Source organism: Shinella sp. HZN7, from assembly GCF_001652565.1.
GTDB lineage: Bacteria > Pseudomonadota > Alphaproteobacteria > Rhizobiales > Rhizobiaceae > Shinella > Shinella granuli.
The window spans coordinates 3,177,771-3,195,006 of the sequence record NZ_CP015736.1 but is presented as its reverse complement, the minus strand read 5'-3'; the positions used below and the strand labels follow the sequence as shown (position 1 = coordinate 3,195,006).

Annotated in this window: 17 protein-coding genes and 1 tRNA gene; 8 read left to right on the top strand and 10 right to left on the bottom strand. The window is 64.6% G+C overall.

What is annotated here, in order from left to right:
- Positions 1 to 19 precede the first annotated feature (19 nt).
- Positions 20 to 754, bottom strand: coding sequence for a thioredoxin family protein (locus shn_RS15470; RefSeq protein WP_064331190.1), 735 nt, complete (start codon positions 752 to 754; stop codon positions 20 to 22).
- Between the two features lie 81 nt (positions 755 to 835).
- On the bottom strand, positions 836 to 1,297 hold the full coding sequence (locus tag shn_RS15465; protein ID WP_064331189.1) for a MarR family winged helix-turn-helix transcriptional regulator: 462 nt from the start codon (positions 1,295 to 1,297) through the stop codon (positions 836 to 838).
- 85 nt (positions 1,298 to 1,382) lie between these two features.
- Between shn_RS15465 and shn_RS15460 the strand changes: the two genes are divergently transcribed.
- A complete protein-coding gene (locus tag shn_RS15460) occupies positions 1,383 to 1,787 on the top strand; it encodes a GFA family protein (RefSeq protein ID WP_064331188.1) in 405 nt (134 codons plus the stop codon).
- A 43-nt stretch (positions 1,788 to 1,830) separates the two neighbouring features.
- Here the strand turns inward: shn_RS15460 and ilvD are convergent, their stop codons facing one another.
- Positions 1,831 to 3,666 (bottom strand): dihydroxy-acid dehydratase, encoded by a 1,836-nt coding sequence (gene ilvD, locus shn_RS15455; protein ID WP_064331187.1) that lies wholly within the window; start codon positions 3,664 to 3,666, stop codon positions 1,831 to 1,833.
- Between the two features lie 203 nt (positions 3,667 to 3,869).
- Here ilvD and shn_RS15450 point away from each other — a divergent pair, with 203 nt between their 5' ends.
- Entirely contained in the window at positions 3,870 to 4,907 is a 1,038-nt protein-coding gene (locus shn_RS15450) for a GntR family transcriptional regulator (RefSeq protein WP_168168919.1), read from the top strand.
- Between the two features lie 9 nt (positions 4,908 to 4,916).
- Complete coding sequence (locus shn_RS15445; protein ID WP_064331186.1) at positions 4,917 to 5,267, top strand: VOC family protein; 351 nt, start codon at positions 4,917 to 4,919, stop codon at positions 5,265 to 5,267.
- Positions 5,268 to 5,270: 3 nt separating this feature from the next.
- Here the strand turns inward: shn_RS15445 and shn_RS15440 are convergent, their stop codons facing one another.
- Entirely contained in the window at positions 5,271 to 6,800 is a 1,530-nt protein-coding gene (locus shn_RS15440; protein ID WP_064331185.1) for a UxaA family hydrolase, read from the bottom strand.
- Between the two features lie 162 nt (positions 6,801 to 6,962).
- On the opposite strand from shn_RS15440, the gene shn_RS15435 reads away from it, so the two are divergent.
- Together shn_RS15435 and shn_RS37445 are read left to right on the top strand one after the other, a co-directional pair.
- Positions 6,963 to 7,709 carry a FadR/GntR family transcriptional regulator gene (locus shn_RS15435; protein WP_064331184.1) on the top strand — a complete coding sequence of 249 codons (747 nt, stop codon included), beginning with the start codon at positions 6,963 to 6,965 and terminating at the stop codon, positions 7,707 to 7,709.
- Between the two features lie 156 nt (positions 7,710 to 7,865).
- Positions 7,866 to 8,000, top strand: a complete 135-nt coding sequence (locus shn_RS37445; RefSeq protein ID WP_256388472.1) for a hypothetical protein — start codon at positions 7,866 to 7,868, stop codon at positions 7,998 to 8,000.
- A 61-nt stretch (positions 8,001 to 8,061) separates the two neighbouring features.
- On the opposite strand, the gene shn_RS15430 is transcribed toward shn_RS37445, so the two are convergent.
- The 4 genes from shn_RS15430 to cpdR1 form a co-directional block, all read right to left on the bottom strand.
- Positions 8,062 to 9,093, bottom strand: a complete 1,032-nt coding sequence (locus tag shn_RS15430; protein WP_064331183.1) for a sensor histidine kinase — start codon at positions 9,091 to 9,093, stop codon at positions 8,062 to 8,064.
- A gap of 157 nt (positions 9,094 to 9,250) precedes the next feature.
- Positions 9,251 to 10,735, bottom strand: coding sequence for a nucleobase:cation symporter-2 family protein (locus shn_RS15425; RefSeq protein WP_064331182.1), 1,485 nt, complete (start codon positions 10,733 to 10,735; stop codon positions 9,251 to 9,253).
- A gap of 476 nt (positions 10,736 to 11,211) precedes the next feature.
- Positions 11,212 to 11,286 (bottom strand) — tRNA-Val (locus shn_RS15420).
- A gap of 94 nt (positions 11,287 to 11,380) precedes the next feature.
- On the bottom strand, positions 11,381 to 11,743 hold the full coding sequence (cpdR1, locus tag shn_RS15415; protein ID WP_023512679.1) for a response regulator CpdR1: 363 nt from the start codon (positions 11,741 to 11,743) through the stop codon (positions 11,381 to 11,383).
- A gap of 190 nt (positions 11,744 to 11,933) precedes the next feature.
- On the opposite strand from cpdR1, the gene shn_RS15410 reads away from it, so the two are divergent.
- Together shn_RS15410 and hisN are read left to right on the top strand one after the other, a co-directional pair.
- A complete protein-coding gene (locus shn_RS15410; RefSeq protein ID WP_064331181.1) occupies positions 11,934 to 12,818 on the top strand; it encodes an N-formylglutamate amidohydrolase in 885 nt (294 codons plus the stop codon).
- Positions 12,819 to 13,086: 268 nt separating this feature from the next.
- Positions 13,087 to 13,860, top strand: coding sequence for a histidinol-phosphatase (gene hisN, locus shn_RS15405; RefSeq protein ID WP_064331180.1), 774 nt, complete (start codon positions 13,087 to 13,089; stop codon positions 13,858 to 13,860).
- 48 nt (positions 13,861 to 13,908) lie between these two features.
- Here hisN and shn_RS15400 read toward each other — a convergent pair whose 3' ends face one another.
- Positions 13,909 to 14,871, bottom strand: coding sequence for an alpha/beta fold hydrolase (locus shn_RS15400; RefSeq protein ID WP_064331179.1), 963 nt, complete (start codon positions 14,869 to 14,871; stop codon positions 13,909 to 13,911).
- 449 nt (positions 14,872 to 15,320) lie between these two features.
- Here shn_RS15400 and shn_RS15395 point away from each other — a divergent pair, with 449 nt between their 5' ends.
- Complete coding sequence (locus tag shn_RS15395; protein WP_064331178.1) at positions 15,321 to 15,782, top strand: Hsp20 family protein; 462 nt, start codon at positions 15,321 to 15,323, stop codon at positions 15,780 to 15,782.
- Positions 15,783 to 15,854: 72 nt separating this feature from the next.
- Here shn_RS15395 and shn_RS15390 read toward each other — a convergent pair whose 3' ends face one another.
- A complete protein-coding gene (locus shn_RS15390; RefSeq protein WP_064331177.1) occupies positions 15,855 to 16,901 on the bottom strand; it encodes a low specificity L-threonine aldolase in 1,047 nt (348 codons plus the stop codon).
- Positions 16,902 to 17,236: the final 335 nt, after the last annotated feature.

Below are 17,236 nucleotides of genomic sequence, written 5' to 3'. Positions count from 1 at the left end.
CTTCTCGCGGTCGGCGGGTTCAGTCGCAGCAGGATGATGTCTTCTGCGTCCCTGCATATTCGTCCTTGCGCTTGACGAAGCTGAGCGTGCCGGTCTCGTTGCGGCCCTTCGGTGCGCGGTCGAGGATCATCAGCGTGCCGAGCGCCTCCTCGCCGCCGCGGGCATAGTCGGAATAGGTATGGTAGACGGTGCCGTCCTCGTCCTTGAAGAAGGCGCTGAGGCCGGGAAGCTCGTCATGCGCATCCGCCGCGTCCGTCTCGCGGTAATTGTAGATGACCTTGCCGCTCGCCAGCTCCTCCTTCGTGAAGGAGACATGATAGTCGAAATTGAAATCGCTGCCATAGGCGGACACCCAGGGGAATTTCCAGCCCATGCGCTTCCTGTAGGCCTCAAGCTTCTCCAGCGGGGCGCGGGAGACGGCGATCATCGTGACGTCGTGGTTGTTGAGATGCGGCAGCATGCCGTCGACATGGTCCGCCATGAAGGAGCAGCCGGGGCAGCCGGCATCCCAGTCGGGGCCATACATGAAATGGTAGACGATGAGCTGGCTGCGGCCGTCGAACAGGTCGGCCAACGTCTTCTCGCCATCGGGCGTGTCGAAGGTATAGGTCTTGTCGACCTTGACCCAGGGAAGGGCGAGGCGTTCGGCGCGCACCTTGTCGCGCAGCTTCGTCTCCTCCTTTTCAAGCGCCAGCAGCGCTTTACGGGCAATCAGCCATTCCTTTCTGGATACGACCTCGTGGTTCGGTCTCATGCTCGGAACTCCTCTTTCGCGGGCTTTCGACAAATAAGTTGGTATCAACATTTCTTGCCCATGTCAAAGCGCGCGCCGCCTTCACCGCTCCGGGATGGACTGTTTCTCGACGGCCTGTAACGCGGCGATGACGGTTTCGGTTGCCTGGAGTAGTACCTTTTCGCCGAGCGCCTCGCCGAGTGCATCCGCCCACACCGCCTGGCGTGCCCGGATGGCGGCAAGCACCACCTTGCCGCCATCCGTCAGAACCATCAGCTTGGCGCGCTGGTGGGCAGGATTTTCGGCATAGACGATCAGACCGTCCCTTTCGAGGAGATCGGCGACGCGCTGCACGCCCTGCCGTGTCATGCCGAGCGCCCGCCCGGCATCGGCGACGGACATCGGCGCATGGTCGGCGGCGGCAAGCACCTGCCAGCGGGCGCTCGTCTGGCCGGCCGGTTTGGCCAGCGCATCGCCAGCGGTTTGCAAATGCCCGGCAAGGCGCAGGATCGAGATGGCGAAGGTGGCGAAGGCATCGCCAGCGGGGGTGCGATCAGGACTCATATTGACAACATACTGTCATTCTGCGAGGGTGATTTTGACAGTATATTGTCATTTTGGCGCCAGTAGCGCAAGCGAGGAGAGCATCATGTTGAGGACCTACAAGGGAAGCTGCCACTGCGGGAAAATCCGCTACGAGGCCGATATCGATCTCTCCGCCGGCACGGGTCGGTGTAATTGCTCGATCTGCTCGAAGAAGCGCTATTGGGGCGCCCAGATCAAGCCGGACGCCTTTCGCCTGCAATGCGACGAGGCGGATCTTGGCGACTACCAGTTCGGCACGATGAGCGGGCACCACCGCTTCTGCAGGACCTGCGGCGTCTCGCCCTTCGGGCATGGCTATATCGAGGCGATCGGCGGGGCCTATGTCTCGATAAACGTCGCCTGCCTGGACGACATCGAGCAGGGCGAACTGGCGGAACTGCCGGTCCAGTATTTCGACGGACGGAACAATGCCTGGTGGAACACGCCGGCCGAGACGCGCCACCTGTGAGAATCGGCCGGGCGCCGGATAGGTCCAGCGCCCGGCGAACTTCTTACTCCGGCAGGATGCGCACGGCGCCCTTGTCGGCGCTGGCGGCGAAGGCGGCATAGGCCTTCAGCGCCGTCGTGACGTTGCGCCTGCGCGGGGCGGCCGGCTTCCAGCCGAGCTTGTCCTGCTCGGCGCGGCGGGCGGCGAGTTCCGCTTCCGGAACCGCAAGGTTGATCGTGCGGTTGGGGATGTCGATCTCGATGAGATCGCCCTGGCGCACGAGGCCGATCGCGCCGCCCTGCGCCGCTTCGGGCGAGGCATGGCCGATGGAAAGGCCGGACGTGCCGCCGGAGAAGCGCCCGTCGGTGATCAGCGCGCAGGCCTTGCCGAGGCCCTTCGACTTCAAGTAGCTCGTCGGATAGAGCATTTCCTGCATGCCCGGGCCGCCCTTCGGGCCTTCGTAGCGGATGACGACGACGTCGCCGGCCTTCACCTCGCCGCCGAGAATGCCCTTCACCGCTGCATCCTGGCTTTCGAAGACGACGGCGGGGCCGGAGAACTTGAGGATCGATTCATCGACGCCGGCGGTCTTCACGATGCAGCCGTCGAGCGCGATGTTGCCGGAGAGCACGGCCAGGCCGCCATCCTTCGAGAACGGATGCTCGACGGAGCGGATGACGCCTTTCTCGCCGTCGGTGTCCAGCTCGTCCCAGCGCGCTTCCTGGCTGAAGGCGATCTGGGTCGGGATGCCGCCGGGTGCGGCGCGGAAGAAGGTGCGCACGGTCTCGCTGCTGGTGCGGGTGATGTCCCAGCGGTCGATGGCGTCGCCCAGCGTCTCGGCATGCACGGTCGGCGTGTCGCGGTGGATGAGGCCGCCGCGGTCGAGTTCGCCGAGGATGCGCATGATGCCACCGGCGCGGTGCACGTCCTCCATATGCACGTCCTGCTTGGCGGGCGCGACCTTGGAGAGGCACGGCACCCGGCGCGACAGTTCATCGATGTCGTCGAGATCGAAATCGATGCCGCCTTCATGGGCGGCGGCCAGGATGTGCAGCACCGTGTTGGTCGAGCCGCCCATGGCGATGTCGAGCGACATGGCGTTCTCGAAGGCCTTCTTGTTGGCGACCGAGCGCGGCAGGATGCTGTCGTCGTCCTGCTCGTAGTAGCGGCGGGCGAGGTCGACGATGAGATGGCCGGCCTCGACGAAGAGGCGCTTGCGGTCGGCATGGGTCGCGAGCGTGGAGCCGTTGCCCGGCAACGACAGGCCGAGGGCTTCGGTCAGACAGTTCATCGAATTGGCGGTGAACATGCCGGAGCAGGAGCCGCAGGTCGGGCAGGCGGAACGCTCGATGACCTTGACGTCCTCGTCGGAGATATTGTCGTCGGCCGCCGCGACCATGGCGTCGACGAGGTCGAGCGCGTGGGTCTTGCCATGCAGCACGACCTTGCCGGCCTCCATCGGGCCGCCGGAAACGAAGACGGCGGGAATGTTGAGGCGCATGGCGGCGTTCAGCATGCCGGGGGTGATCTTGTCGCAGTTCGAGATGCAGACCATGGCGTCGGCGCAGTGCGCGTTGACCATGTACTCGACCGAGTCGGCGATGATCTCGCGGCTCGGCAGCGAATAGAGCATGCCGTCATGGCCCATGGCGATGCCGTCGTCGACGGCGATCGTGTTGAATTCCTTGGCAACGCCGCCGGCCTTCTCGATCTCGCGGGCGACGAGCTGGCCGAGGTCTTTGAGGTGCACATGGCCGGGCACGAACTGGGTGAAGGAGTTCACCACCGCGATGATCGGCTTGCCGAAGTCCGTATCCTTCATGCCGGTCGCGCGCCAGAGGCCGCGGGCACCGGCCATGTTGCGGCCGTGGGTGGTGGTTCGGGAGCGATATGCGGGCATGGTCAATTCCTCGAGTGGACGCGGCTGACATATGGGCTTTTTCGGGCCGCATTGCGAGCCTCAGCAGGGTTCCCTAGCGCAAAACACCCCGCGCGTCACGAAAGGAATGGAGATTTTTTGCCGGTGCGACGCAATTTCCTTGCCGCGGCCTGCGGCGGACATGACCGTTGTCGGCACGGTGCATTCATGCGATGGTCCGCGCCATGATCGGCACAGGGCAAGCTTTGGCGGAAACGGGCGCGGAAAGCGCCGAAGGGGCGCTCGACAAGAGCCCGCTCTATCTGCGCATCCGCGAGGTGCTGGCGGAAGCGATTGCCTCCGGACGGCTGCCGAAGGGGGCCCTCCTTCTGGAGGGGCCGGTCGCAACGCTCTTTGCCTCCACCCGCACGCCGGTCCGCCAGGCGTTCGCGCTCCTGGAGGCGGCGGGGCAGATCCGGCGTTTCGACGGGCGCGGTTTCCTGGTGGGGCAGGGGCGCGGCGGGCCGAAGCGGGTGGTGCTGACGGCCGAGATGCTCGGCCTTGACGAAGAGGCGCCGGCCCTGCGCAAGGCGCCGGCCTGGGAGGCGATCTACGAGAACCTGGAGCGGGAGATGGTGCATCTCTCCGTCTTCGGCCGCCACCGGATCAACGAGGTGGAGCTCGCGCGTGCGCGCGGCGTCGGCCGGCAGGTGGCGCGCGACGCGCTGACCCGCCTCGAAGCGCTCGGCATCGTGGAAAAGGACGAGCGCATGCGCTGGACGCTGGTGCCGCTCGACGAACAGCGCATGTACGACCTGCACGACATCCGCATCGCGCTGGAGCCGTTGGCGCTGAGCCGGGCCGCGCCCTTCATCCCGCCGGTCGAGCGTCGTGCCATGACGCAGCGGCTGGAGGAGGCGCTGGCTGCCTATCCGGCTCTCTCCGTCGAGGCGATGGACGGTCTTGAAACCGACCTGCACATCACCTGCCTCGGCTACTGCCCGAACCGCGAACTGCTGATCGCGTTGCGGCGCGCCCGCTTCATGCTGAATGTCAGCAAGCACATTATCGGCGTTTCGCACCGCATGCCCGCCGACGAGCCCTTCATCGCCGAGCACCTGGCGGTATTCCGCGCGCTCGATGTGGACGACCGGACACGCGCGGCCGAAACGCTCCGTCACCACATCACGGTTGCGCTGCCCAAGGTGATCGAGCGCGTCGCGGAGGTGCGCGCGGCACACCGGCCGGACATGCCGGCCTATGCGACGCCCGTCGTGCGGTAAGGAGGATCCATGAAGGTCAAACGCATCGTCGCGAATATCGAAACGGCCGATCCGGCGATTGTCGCCCGCTTCTATCGCGAGGTGCTCGGGCTGGAACTGCTGATGGATCACGGCTGGATCGCCACCTATGGTACGCAGGACCGCATGCCGCTGCAGGTCAGCTTTGCCTCGGAGGGTGGCTCGGGCACGCCGGTGCCGGGTCTTTCGGTCGAGGTCGACGATGTCGAGGCCGCCTATGCGGCGGTCCTCGAAGGCGGTTATGCCGTGGAATACGGGCCGGCGGACGAGCCCTGGGGCGTGCGGCGTTTCTTCGTGCGCGATCCCGCCGGCACGCTCGTCAACATCGTCATGCACACCTGACGATCAGGTGATGGCGCCGACCTGCCAGGGCACGAATTCGTTGTCGCCGTAGTCGAAGGCCTCGCTCGCCGTCTTGCGGCCGGAGGCGGTTTCGATGACGAACTCGAAGATGCGCCGGCCGGCCTCCTCGATCGTCTCGGTGCCGTCGACGATCGTGCCGCAATTGATGTCCATGTCCTCCTTGATGTGCTCGTACATCGTCGTGTTGGTGGCGATCTTGATGCAGGGCGCCGGCTTGTAGCCGGAGACCGAGCCGCGGCCGGTGGTGAAGGCGACGAGATTGCAGCCGCCGGCGATCTGGCCGGTCACGGCGGCGGGGTCGTAGCCGGGCGTATCCATGAAGACGAAGCCCGGTTCCGTCACCTCCTCGGCATATTCGTAGACGGCGTTGAGCGGCATGGAACCGCTCTTGGCGACCGCGCCGAGCGATTTTTCCAGGATGGTCGTGAGCCCCCCGGCCTTGTTGCCGTGCGAGGGGTTGTTGTTGAGTTCGGCATCGTTCTTCGCGGTATAGTCCCGCCACCAGTCGATTCGGGCGAGCAGCTTTTCCGCGACCTCCGGCCGGGCGGCGCGGCGGGTGAGGAGATGTTCGGCGCCGTAGATTTCCGGCGTTTCGGACAGCACCGCCGTCGCGCCCTCCTTCACCAAGAGGTCCGAGGCGACGCCGAGCGCCGGGTTGGCGGAAATGCCGGAATAGCCGTCCGAGCCGCCGCATTCCAGTGCCAGCTTGATGCCCGACAGGGGCCGCGGCGTGCGGCGGATGCGGCCGACATCCGGCAGCATGTCGTCGATCATCGCGCAGGCCGCCTCGATGGTCTTGCGCGTTCCGCCCTGGTTCTGGATCATCATGGTGCGGAAGGTTTTGCCTTCTTCCAGCCCGGCCTCCTCGACGAGCGGGCCGTACTGAAAGGTCTCGCAGCCGAGGCCGATCATCAGGATGCCGCCGAAATTCGGGTTGCGGGCATAGCCCTTGAAGGTGCGGGTGAGGATGCGCCCGCCCTCGGATTTCAGGTTCAGCGCGCAGCCGCCGCCATAGGTGAGCGCCACCACGCCATCGATATTGTCGTGGCCGGTCTCGCGGAACCTGCGGGCATAATGCTCCGCGACATAGCGCGAGACCGTGGCGGAACAGTTCACGGTGGAGAGGATGCCGATATAGTTTCGGGTGCCGATGCGGCCATTGCCGCGGTCATAACCTTCGAAGGTGCGGCGCTCGGCCTCCGGCACCATCACCGGAGGGGCGTTGTCGACGCAGAATTCGTGTTTCAACGCCACGTCGAGAATGGCGAGGTTCTGCAGGTGGACATGCTCGCCGGGGCGGATCGCCCGCGTCGCATAGCCGATGATCTGGCCATATTTTCGCACCGGCTCGTTTTCCGCGATAAGCGCGATCGCCACCTTGTGCCCACGCGGAATGCGCTCCGCGGCGGCGATGCCATTCACCAGCATGCGGCCGGCATCGACATTGGCGGGAACGACCCCGACATTGTCTTTCGGGTTGAGGATGAGCACGGGGGGGAGGTCGGCAAGCATGGCGGCTCCTTCGTTGGGACCGGCGCATTATGCACTTTGTCAGCAAAAGTCAATATTGGGAATTGTCCGTGCCGTGCGAATGGCGATAATGGTTCCCGCTTTCAATTTGTCGTATGATAATATCATAATTGTACGATCAATGACCGAAGTGATGGAGGCAGCGTGGCGGACAAGCCGGCAAGACAGGCGCAGCGGCCGTTATCGCGCCGGCCGCGGGTGCGTCACAATGTGACCGCGGCGATCGGCGGCGATATCTGCGGCGGACGTTTCCCGCCGGGTGCGGTGCTGCCGCGTGAGAGCGATCTGTGCGCAACCTACGGCGTCAGCCGCACCGTCATCCGCGAATCGCTGAAGGTGCTGGAGACCAAAGGCCTCGTGCGCGGCCGGCCCCGGGTCGGCACGCTTGTCTGCGACCGGTCGGAATGGAACGTGCTCGACGCGCAGATCCTCGAATGGATGGGGCCGGATGTGCTGTCCGCCGAGCTTCTCGGCTCCATTCTCGAAGCGCGCCGCACCGTCGAGCCGGCCGCGGCCTTCCTTGCCGCCGCACGCGCGACGGCGCAGGAGATCGCCGATCTGGAGCGGGCCTGCGACGACATGAGCGATGCCGAAGGTGACCTCGAAGCTTTCACCGCCGCCGATGCGCGCTTCCACGAGACGCTGTTGAAGGCCAGCCACAACCAGGTCTTCCATCAGCTTTCCTCGATCATCCACGCGGCCCTTTCCTATGCGCTGCATGCCTCCAACCGGGCGACGGAACGCCACGACGAGGCGCTCGGGGTGCACCGGGCGCTGGTCGATGCGCTGCGCCTGCGGGATGGTGCGCGGGCGGAGGCGTGCTCACGCCACATTCTCGATCTTGCCGCGCGTGACATTTCCGGCCTGATGGACCGCGCCGACGCGCCATGACGAAGGACGAAGGGGGAGAATCCGTGGTCCGTCGGCTGGGGCGAGTCTGTCGTGGAAGGCCGCGTGCCCTGCACGGGCTGTTTCCTTCCCGCGCCGTGGTGGACGCGGGTCTTCGTCGTGCCTATGTCTTACAGGCAGATCGCAAAGGAGAGATTCATGCGCCCCATCACCGGTTTCGTCGTCGCCGCGCTCGCGGTCCTGTCGCTGGCAGGATGCAGCACGACCGCGTCGAACAACACGACCTATGCCCGCCCGCCGGCCTCGAGCGGCCTTCAGATTCCGCTGAACTGATACGCGCGTGCGGTTCCGGCCGAGCGCGGGAACTGCACCGTTCTCCCCGAGGGAAATTCCATCAGGCCCATCTCAGCGGGATCTCGATCGAAGCCCGGTAGCGCCCTTCGGCTGTCGAGCCAGACGAGAAGCGCCAGCGGCTGGCAAAGCGCGCCTGCAACCGGTCGGTGATGTTCCGCAGGCCGACGCCCATGCCCGGCGGCTTGTGCGGGATTGCGTCCGTTTCCGGCAGGTCGTTTTCGACGGTGAGGATCAGGCGATCCGCTTCCTGTCGCGCATCCAGCAGAATGGCCACGGGCTTTCGGGATGCCGAAACGCCATGCTTGACGGCGTTTTCGATCAGCGGCTGGAGGATGAGATTGGGAACCAGCGCGGCCGCAAGCGCGTCCGGCAGCCGGATGTCGAAGCGCATGCGATCGGCAAAGCGCTCTTGTTCGATCGCAAGATAGTCGCGCTGGAGGGCGATCTCCTCGGCCAGCGGCACGTCATGCAGCGGATCGAGCGAGAGCGTCGTCTGCAGGAAGCGCGACAGGGACAGGACCATGCGGTCCGCCCGCCCGGCTGATCCCTCCTCGATGAGACCGGCCACGGAATTCAGCGTGTTGAAGAGGAAATGCGGATTGAGCTCGTAGCGCAGCGCCCGCATTTCCGCGTCCAGCTTGCGCCGCTCGGCATTGAGCAGTGCGAGTGCGGCGGCATAGAAGCCGAAGGTCACGACGTTCCACAGCAGGCTCATGCGAAACTGCAGGACGGCCTCGTCGAACGTATCGGCGATCGCAAAGCCGGGCACGCCGAGGCCGCCGGGCAGCAGATGCGGACCCAGCGTCACGATCGCGGTGACATCGAACGCTGCCTGGCTTGCGGCAACCACCAGCACCGCGAGCACGCCGAGGCCGAGCGCCCTTTCCCGCGGCAGGTTCTGCAATCGCTGAAGCACCAGCGCCAGGAGCAGCGCCAGGAGAATGCTGCTCAGCCAGCCGGGCGCGAGCAGCAGGAAGCCCTCGGAAAGCAGCAGGAAATCGTTGATGGAAAGCGCCGTCCAGAGTGTGACAGCCAAGACGAGCGCTTCGCGCCCATGAATGATGCCGGCCATGCCTGCTCCTGGAACCGGTGTTTTCCGGCAGCGCGCATGCGCCCCCCTCTTTGCTATGCCTTGGAAGCGGGATGGGGAAAATGCCGGTCGGGGCCTTGTGCACGAAAAAAACCGGCCTGCGCTGAGCAGGCCGGGTTCTCATTCGATGAATGGGCTCTCAGTGGCTGTCGGCCATGCGGGCGGCCTCGACGGCATCGGACTGCTCGAAGCGCACGCCGTTGAAGAAGGCGTTCAGCAGGACGGCGACGATGGAGGCGAGCACGATGCCCGATTCGATGATGGGATGGATCGCATGCGGCAGCCACATCAGGTAGTTCGGGGCGAGCAGCGGGATCAGGCCGAAGCCGATGGAGACGGCAACCACGAAGAGGTTGTTGCGCGAGGACTTGAAGTCCACCGTCGTGAGGATGCGCACGCCCGTCGCGGCCACCATGCCGAACATCACGAGGCCGGCGCCGCCGAGGACGAAGGTCGGCACGGCTTCGACGAGGGCGCCCATCTTCGGGATCAGTCCGAGGACGATCATGATGATGCCGCCTGCGACGCAGACATAGCGGCTCTTCACGCCGGTGACGCCGACAAGGCCGACATTCTGCGAGAAGCTCGTATAGGGGAAGGTGTTGAACAGGCCGCCGATCATCGTGCCGATGCCGTCGACACGCAGGCCCGCCGTCAGGTTCTGCTGGGAGACCGGCCGGCCGGTGATTTCCCCGAGCGCCAGGAACATGCCCGTCGATTCGATCATCACGACGATCATGACGAGCGTCATGGTGGCGATCAGCACGGGGTCGAAGATCGGCATGCCGAAGCGCAGCGGCGTGACGACGGCGAACCAGCCGGCATCGGCCACGCGGTCGAAATGCATCATGCCGAGGATCGACGCGGCGACGCAGCCGATGACGACGCCGCTGAGGACGGCGATGTTGCTGATGAGGCCGCGGCCGAAGCGGGCGATGGCGAGGATCGAGACGAGCACAAGCGCCGACAGCGCGATATGGCTCGGCTCGGCATAGATCGGGTTGGACACCGTCGGGGCGATCGCAAAGCCGCTCGGAACCGGCGGGCCGCCGCTTTCGGCGAGCGTCTTCATCTGGGCGAGCCATTCGGCATGCGCCGGGTCGACCAGCTTGGGCGCGGTCGGGCCGAAGGGATTGCCGAAGGTCCAGTTGATGCCGACGCGCATCAGCGAGACGCCGATGACGAGGATGATGGTGCCCGTCACCACGGGCGGAAAGAAGCGCAGCAACCGGCCCATCAGGGGCGCGATCAGGAGGGCGATGAAGCCGGCGCCGATGATGGCGCCGAAGATCATGCGCGCGCCCTCCGTGCCCGGCGTCATGGTCGCCATGGAGACCATCGGGCCGACGGAGGCGAAGGTGACGCCCATCATGACGGGCAGGCGGATGCCGACATGCCGGCCGAAGCCGAGCGACTGGATGATGGTGACGAGGCCGCAGACGAAGAGGTCGGCGGAAATCAGGAACGCGACGTCCTGCGGGCTGAGCTGCAGGGCGCGCCCGACGATAAGCGGCACGGCGACGGCGCCGCCATACATGACGAGTACGTGCTGGATGCCCAGCGTCGCGAGCCTGCCCGTAGGCAGTTTCTCGTCCACCGGGTGTATGCTGGATGCGTCGCTCATGGATACTCCTCCCATTCCATCGACCTTCCGAATTCCCGTCCTCCAACGGGGTGCGCCATCTTTGGTAGAGCGACAGACGGTCGCAAGCATAGCGGGGCGATAAACACTTTACGGTTTTCTGGGGTAATCCTACGAGGAAGCGCGTGCGCCGCATGTGGCCGACTTGCCGGATTCAGGTGCAATCTCACCTGCTTGGCGCCGATCCGGCGTGCAATATGCGACTTGAGCCGACCATCATTTGACCGCAAAACAGCCACCGCCGTCAACTGTTTCCTGCGCGGCATATGTGTATTTCCACGCCGCCAGGCGATGAGCACGAAACAGGCGTGAGGAAGCGTTGGCGTTTTCCAAGCGGAAGGGGATCGGGAGCGGGCCGCTGGAAGCCCGACCCGGCGGTCGTTCACCCTCTTCGGCAGGCCGGACGACCGGAAAAGCAAAAGGCCTTCCGGTTTCCCGCAAGGCCTTTGGAATTCGAATGGTGGGCGTGACAGGGATTGAACCTGTGACCCCTACGATGTCAACGTAGTGCTCTCCCGCTGAGCTACACGCCCATCCGATGAGGCGCATAGACCACAAAACCCCGAGGCGCGTCAATAGCTTTTTGAAGCTTTTTTTACGGGCCGATTTTGCGGTCTTTTCCGGGGGTTAGGCGGCCAGCATCTTGTTGACTTCTTCAACGAGATCGCGCAGGTGGAACGGTTTGGACAGAACCTTGGCGTCCTTCGGGGCCTTGGAATCCGGGTTGAGCGCCACGGCGGCGAAGCCCGTGATGAACATGACCTTCAGGTCCGGGTCGAGTTCCGTCGCGCGGCGGGCGAGTTCGATACCATCCATCTCCGGCATGACGATGTCGGTCAGGAGCAGCGAGAAGGGTTCTTCGCGAAGCCGGTCGTAGGCGCTGGCGCCGTTGTCGTAGGACAGCACCTGGTAGCCCGCCTTTTCGAGCGCCTTCACGAGGAACCGGCGCATATCGTTGTCGTCTTCTGCGAGGAGAATCTTGGGTGTCATGGAATTCGGGAACCGTTGCTAAGGTTGTCTGCCCGCGGACGGGCGGTTCTGTTACAAGAGCGTATTCCGGTAAATATCCGGTGAATGGGTGAGGGCAAGCCCTTATCCCTCGTTTCTCAGTATGGACACGCGAGGTGGCCGCTGGCAACATGGCGGACGCAATGACTTGAAGGCATGGTAAAGGACAACAATGGCGGAGGCTCTCAGCGAAAACAGCCACTTCGAAGTGCTGGAACCGGTTTCGCAGAGCGTGCCCCTCGTCTTCAATTCTCCTCATAGCGGGCGACGTTATCCACAGAGCTTCCTGGCGCAGTCGCGCCTCGATTCGCTCGGCATCCGCCGCTCGGAGGATCACTATGTCGACGAGCTCTTCTCGGTCGCGCCGGCGCTCGGCGCGCCGATGCTGGTCGCACACTTCCCGCGCGCCTGGCTCGACGTCAACCGCGAACCCTACGAGCTCGATCCGCGCATGTTCGAGGGCGTGCTGCCCTCCTATGCGAATATCAATTCGATCCGGGTCGCCGGCGGGCTCGGCACCGTGCCGCGGGTCGTCGCCGAGAACATGGAAATCTACCGCCAGCGTTTTCCCGTGGAGGAGGCGCTGGAGCGGGTGGAGACCGTCTACAAGCCCTATCATGCGTGCCTGCGCCGCCTCGTCGTGCGCACCCATGTCACCTTCGGCTTCTCGGTGCTGATCGACTGCCATTCGATGCCGGGCAATATCCGCGTCTCCGGCACGGGCATGCGGCCCGACTTCATCATCGGCGATCGCTACGGCACCAGCGCGTCGGGCGAGCTTTCGCGCACCGCGATGCGGCTTCTGGAGGACATGGGCTTTTCCGTGGTGCGCAACAAGCCCTATGCGGGGGGCTTCATAACCGAGCATTACGGCCGGCCGGCCAAGGGGCTGCATGCGCTGCAGATCGAGGTGAACCGCGGCCTCTATGTCGACGAGACGACGCTGGCCAAGCGGCCGGACTTCGCGGTGCTGCAGACGGCGATCTCGGCCTTCCTGCAGGATTTTTCCGACCATGTCGAGGAATACGCCGCCGACCGGGCGCTGGCCGCGGAATAGGCTGGCCTCCCGTCAAAAAAAACCGCGCTTGGGGCGCGGTTAAGTCTAGGGAGGAAACACCCAAGGAGGGTATTTACAGCCACGAATGACTGTAAGAAAACAATAATATTGCGCTGCACAAATGTCAAGCGCAACCGCGGGACAAATTTGCGATCCGTTAAGCAATTCCCGTTGCCCCTTCCGTGCAGGCTTCCGCGTCAATCCGGTTCCGTTTTTCGTGGCGATGCAGTAAGGAGAGGCGGTCCGCAGCCCCTCCGAGAGATCCCCCATGTTGCCTGATCGCGCCTTCTTCGACCGTCTTGCCGATGCCGCCGGCAAGGAAACCCTGCCGCGCTTCCGCGCCGGTGCCGATATCGTCAACAAGGAGGCTGCCGGCTTCGATCCCGTGACAGAGGGCGACCGGGCGGCGGAACTGGCGATCCGCGCGCTGATCGAGCAGCATTTTCCGGAGCATGGCATCCTCGGCGAAGAGCATGGTTCGGTCGGTCTCGACCGGGAATATGTCTGGGTCATCGACCCGATCGACGGCACGCGGGCCTTCATTTCCGGCGTGCCGGTCTGGGGCACGCTGATCGGCCTCTACCGCAATGGCGAGGCCGTCATGGGGCTGATCGACCAGCCCTTCACCGGCGAACGCTATTTCGCCGACGGCAAGGTGTCCCACTATGCCGGGCCGGACGGCCGCAAGGCGCTGTCGACGCGGCCGTGCAACGGCCTGTCCGATGCGATCCTTTTCACCACCTCGCCGCATCTCTTCACGGACAGCCGCAAGACGCGGTTCGAGACCGTGCAGGGGAAGGTGCGGCTCTTCCGCTACGGCGTCGATTGCTATGCCTATGCGCTGCTCGCCGCCGGCCATATCGACCTCGTCGTCGAATGCGGGCTGAAGCCCTATGACGTCGGCGGCCTCATCCCGGTCATCGAGCAGGCCGGCGGCATCATCACCGCCTGGGACGGTGGCCCGGCGGAAATGGGCGGCGAGATCATCGCCGCCGGCAGCCGCAAGGTCTATGACGAGGCGATGGCGTTGCTGCGGGCTTAGATATTCTCTTCGCGCACTCCTCGATAGCGCTTGATCCGAGGGTGCCGGTCAGGCGCCGAGCCCGGTCCGCTCGGCGTCGCTTCCTGGAATGAAGGCGTCGATCGCAGCGAGTGCCTGCGCGCGGTAGCGGTCGGCCTCCTGGAACAGTTCGTGGCGTGCGCCGTCGATCTCGATGAGGCGGGCGGCGCGGAAGATGCGCGCGAGATCGCCGATCGCCTTGCGCGGCACGAGGGCGTCCCGTGTCGGGCAAAGCAGCAGGGTGGGAATGCGGATGCGTGTCAGATGGTCCTGGTGCGTCACGCGCGCCATGGTCTTCAGCGTCTCGTTCAGCCAGCGGGCGCTCGGCCAACTGATGGAAAGCTCCGGATGCTCGGCGAAGATTGCCGCATTGCGGGCGAAGCGCCGCGGATCCGACGTCACGATGTTGTGTGCGAAGTCGAGCGGCGGATCGCCCTTGCGGAAGGTGTGCTTGCCGAGACCCAGCAGCGAGGCCAGCCGGGCGATGACGGTGATCTTGCGCTGGCTCATCGACTGGCCGGCGAGCGCGATGAAGGGGGCGGCGAGCACCATGCGCTCGATGCGGTTTTCGAGCAGCGGTGCCTGGGAGAGGGCGACAAGCGCGCCGGTCGAATGGGCGACGATGAAGAAGGGCAGGCGGGCATCCGGCAGCACGATCTTCTCCAGGAAGAGCGAGAGATCGGCCTCGTAGTCGGAAAAGCGCAGGATATGGCCGGTGCGGCTGCCCGGTATCAGCCGGTCGGAGCCGGCCTGGCCGCGCCAGTCGAAGGTGGCGACCCAGAGGCCGCGGGCGGTGAGGTCGTTGATCGTCTCGAAATATTTCTCGATGCATTCGCTGCGGCCCTGCAGCAGCACGACCGTGCCCTTGGCCTCGCGCTCGTTCGAACGGAACACCGCATAGCGGATATTCACGCCGCCGCTGCCCTCCAGGAAGCCGGCGAAATGGTTCTCCGGAACGGGATTGTCGGCGGTGGCGTTGAGGATGGAATCCATGGCGCAGGCGGGTCTCGGCGGGCGTCGATGATCGATGGATAGGCGCTGGCGCCAGTGCCGTCAAAGAAAAAAGCCGGCTGCATGCGGCACGGGGGTGGCTTCACATGCAGTCCGGCGTAATTTGACCGGGAAGGAAGGGACGTTACACCCCGGTCGTCAGAAGTTTTCGCTTCTGATGCTGCCGTTCTAGCAGGGCCAATCTGAACGCTGTCCGAAGCCGCCGTTCATCCGCCGTTCATCTCGAAATTTTTTTGGCCTCGTCTTTTCGGTTGCCCGGGACCCCTTGAACGGTCGAAAATCCATTCCCATCTCAACGTCACGGACGCCAACAGGGTCCGTCGAGGCTTCCGCCGCCAGAATGGGACGGGGCCGGATGAACCGGGCTGCACCTTCGGAAATCAGGGGCAGCCTTCAGAAAGATCGCAACCGTTGCTCTAAAGGAGGACACCATGCGTCACGTCGATTTCTCCCCCCTCTATCGTTCCACCGTCGGCTTCGACCGTCTCTTCACCATGCTCGACAGCCTCGGCCAGCCTGACCAGGCCCAGAGCTACCCGCCCTACAACATCGAGCGTACCGGCGAAAACACCTACCGCATCACCATGGCGGTGGCTGGTTTCGACGAGAGCGAGCTCTCCATCGAGGCGAGCGAACATGCGCTGACGGTCAAGGGCGAGAAGAAGGACGAGGCAGCCGAAGACAGCCAGTTTCTCTACCGCGGCATTGCCAAGCGCGCCTTCGAGCGCCGCTTCCAGCTCGCCGATCATGTGGAAGTGCGCGCCGCCTCGCTGAAGAACGGCCTCCTCCACATCGATCTCCTTCGCGAGATCCCGGAAGCCGCCAAGCCGCGCCGTATCGAGATCACGGCCGTCCAGCGCGACGCCAAGCAGATCGAAGCGCAGACCAACTGATCCTGCGCTTTCCCGGGAATGAAGAAGGGCGGTGCCGCAGGGCACCGCTTTTTTTGTGTCCGGTAATGCCGATCAGAGCGCCGAGAGGAAGTCGTCGACGTCGGCTTCCTTCGTGGCGAAGCTCGTGACGAGCCGGATCAGCGTTTCGTCCGCGCGCATGGTCGCCTTCAGCTCAGGGCCGGCGGGCCAGTCGTAGAAGACGGCTCCCTTCTCCTTCAGGGCCTTCATCGCGTCGTTGCGGATGACGACGAAGAGTTCGTTCGATCCGGTCGGCCAGGCGAGGCGGGCCGTGTCGGAGGTCTCGAAACCGGCCGCAAGGCGCGCGGCCATGGCGTTGGAATGACGGGCGAGGGTGAGCCAGAGGCCGTCCTTGAAATATGCATCGAACTGGGCGGCGATGAAGCGGGACTTGGAGAAGAGCTGGGCCGAGCGCTTGCGCAGGAAATGCATCTGCTGCGCCTTGCCGGGATCGAACAGCACCAGCGCCTCGGCGCACCAGCAGCCGTTCTTCGTGCCGCCGAAGGAGAGGATGTCGACGCCGCGCTTCCAGGTCATCTCGGCCGGCGTCGCGTCAAGATGGACGAGCGCATTGGCGAAACGCGCGCCGTCCATGTGCAGCGGCAGGTTTACTGCCTTCGTGACGTCGGAGAGGGCGGCGATCTCGTCGAGCGTATAGGCGGTGCCGGCTTCGGTGGCCTGGGTGATGGTGACGGCCATCGGCTGGCCGCCATGCACGAAATCCGGCGGGAAGCGGCCGATGGCGGCGGCAAGGGCGTCCGGGGAGAGCTTGCCGGCGGGGCCGTCGATCGGCACCAGCTTGGCACCGGAAGCGAAGAATTCCGGTGCGTTGCATTCGTCGACATTCACATGCGCTTCGCGGTGGCAGAAGACCTGGCCGCCCGGACGGTTGAAGCTGGCGAGCGCCAGGGAATTCGCCGCCGTGCCCGTGCCGACGAAGAAGACGGCGACGTCGCGCTCGAAAATCTCCGAAAAGGCCTTTTCCACACGCTTGTCGAGGTCGCTGGCGCCATAGGCCGGGGCGAAGCCGCCGGCCGCCGTCACGAGGCTCTGTGCGATGTCGGGATGGGCGCCGGCCCAGTTGTCGGAAGCGAAAAACATGCGGTTTCCAATGCGAATGAGACTGCGGAAGGACCATAATGGAGAAATGAAGGCGATCAATCGCCGAAAACGGCGGAAAGTGCCGGCGGGCCCCAGAATGAAAGGAATGGAAACAATGTGGCGGGAGGTCGTAATTTAATTTCAAGCCTACGGCGGAGCGGGCAATTTTTCTTCATGAGGTGGTGATTATTTGGCATGATGGCCTTGCGGCCGGGGGGTGTTTCTGGCATAGAGCCCATGAAATAGGACAGGTTTGCTGTCCTATTTCGGTCAAGAGACCGAGAGGCGCCTTCCCAGACCACGGAAGCCGCCGGGAACGGCGCCGGGCGAGGAGG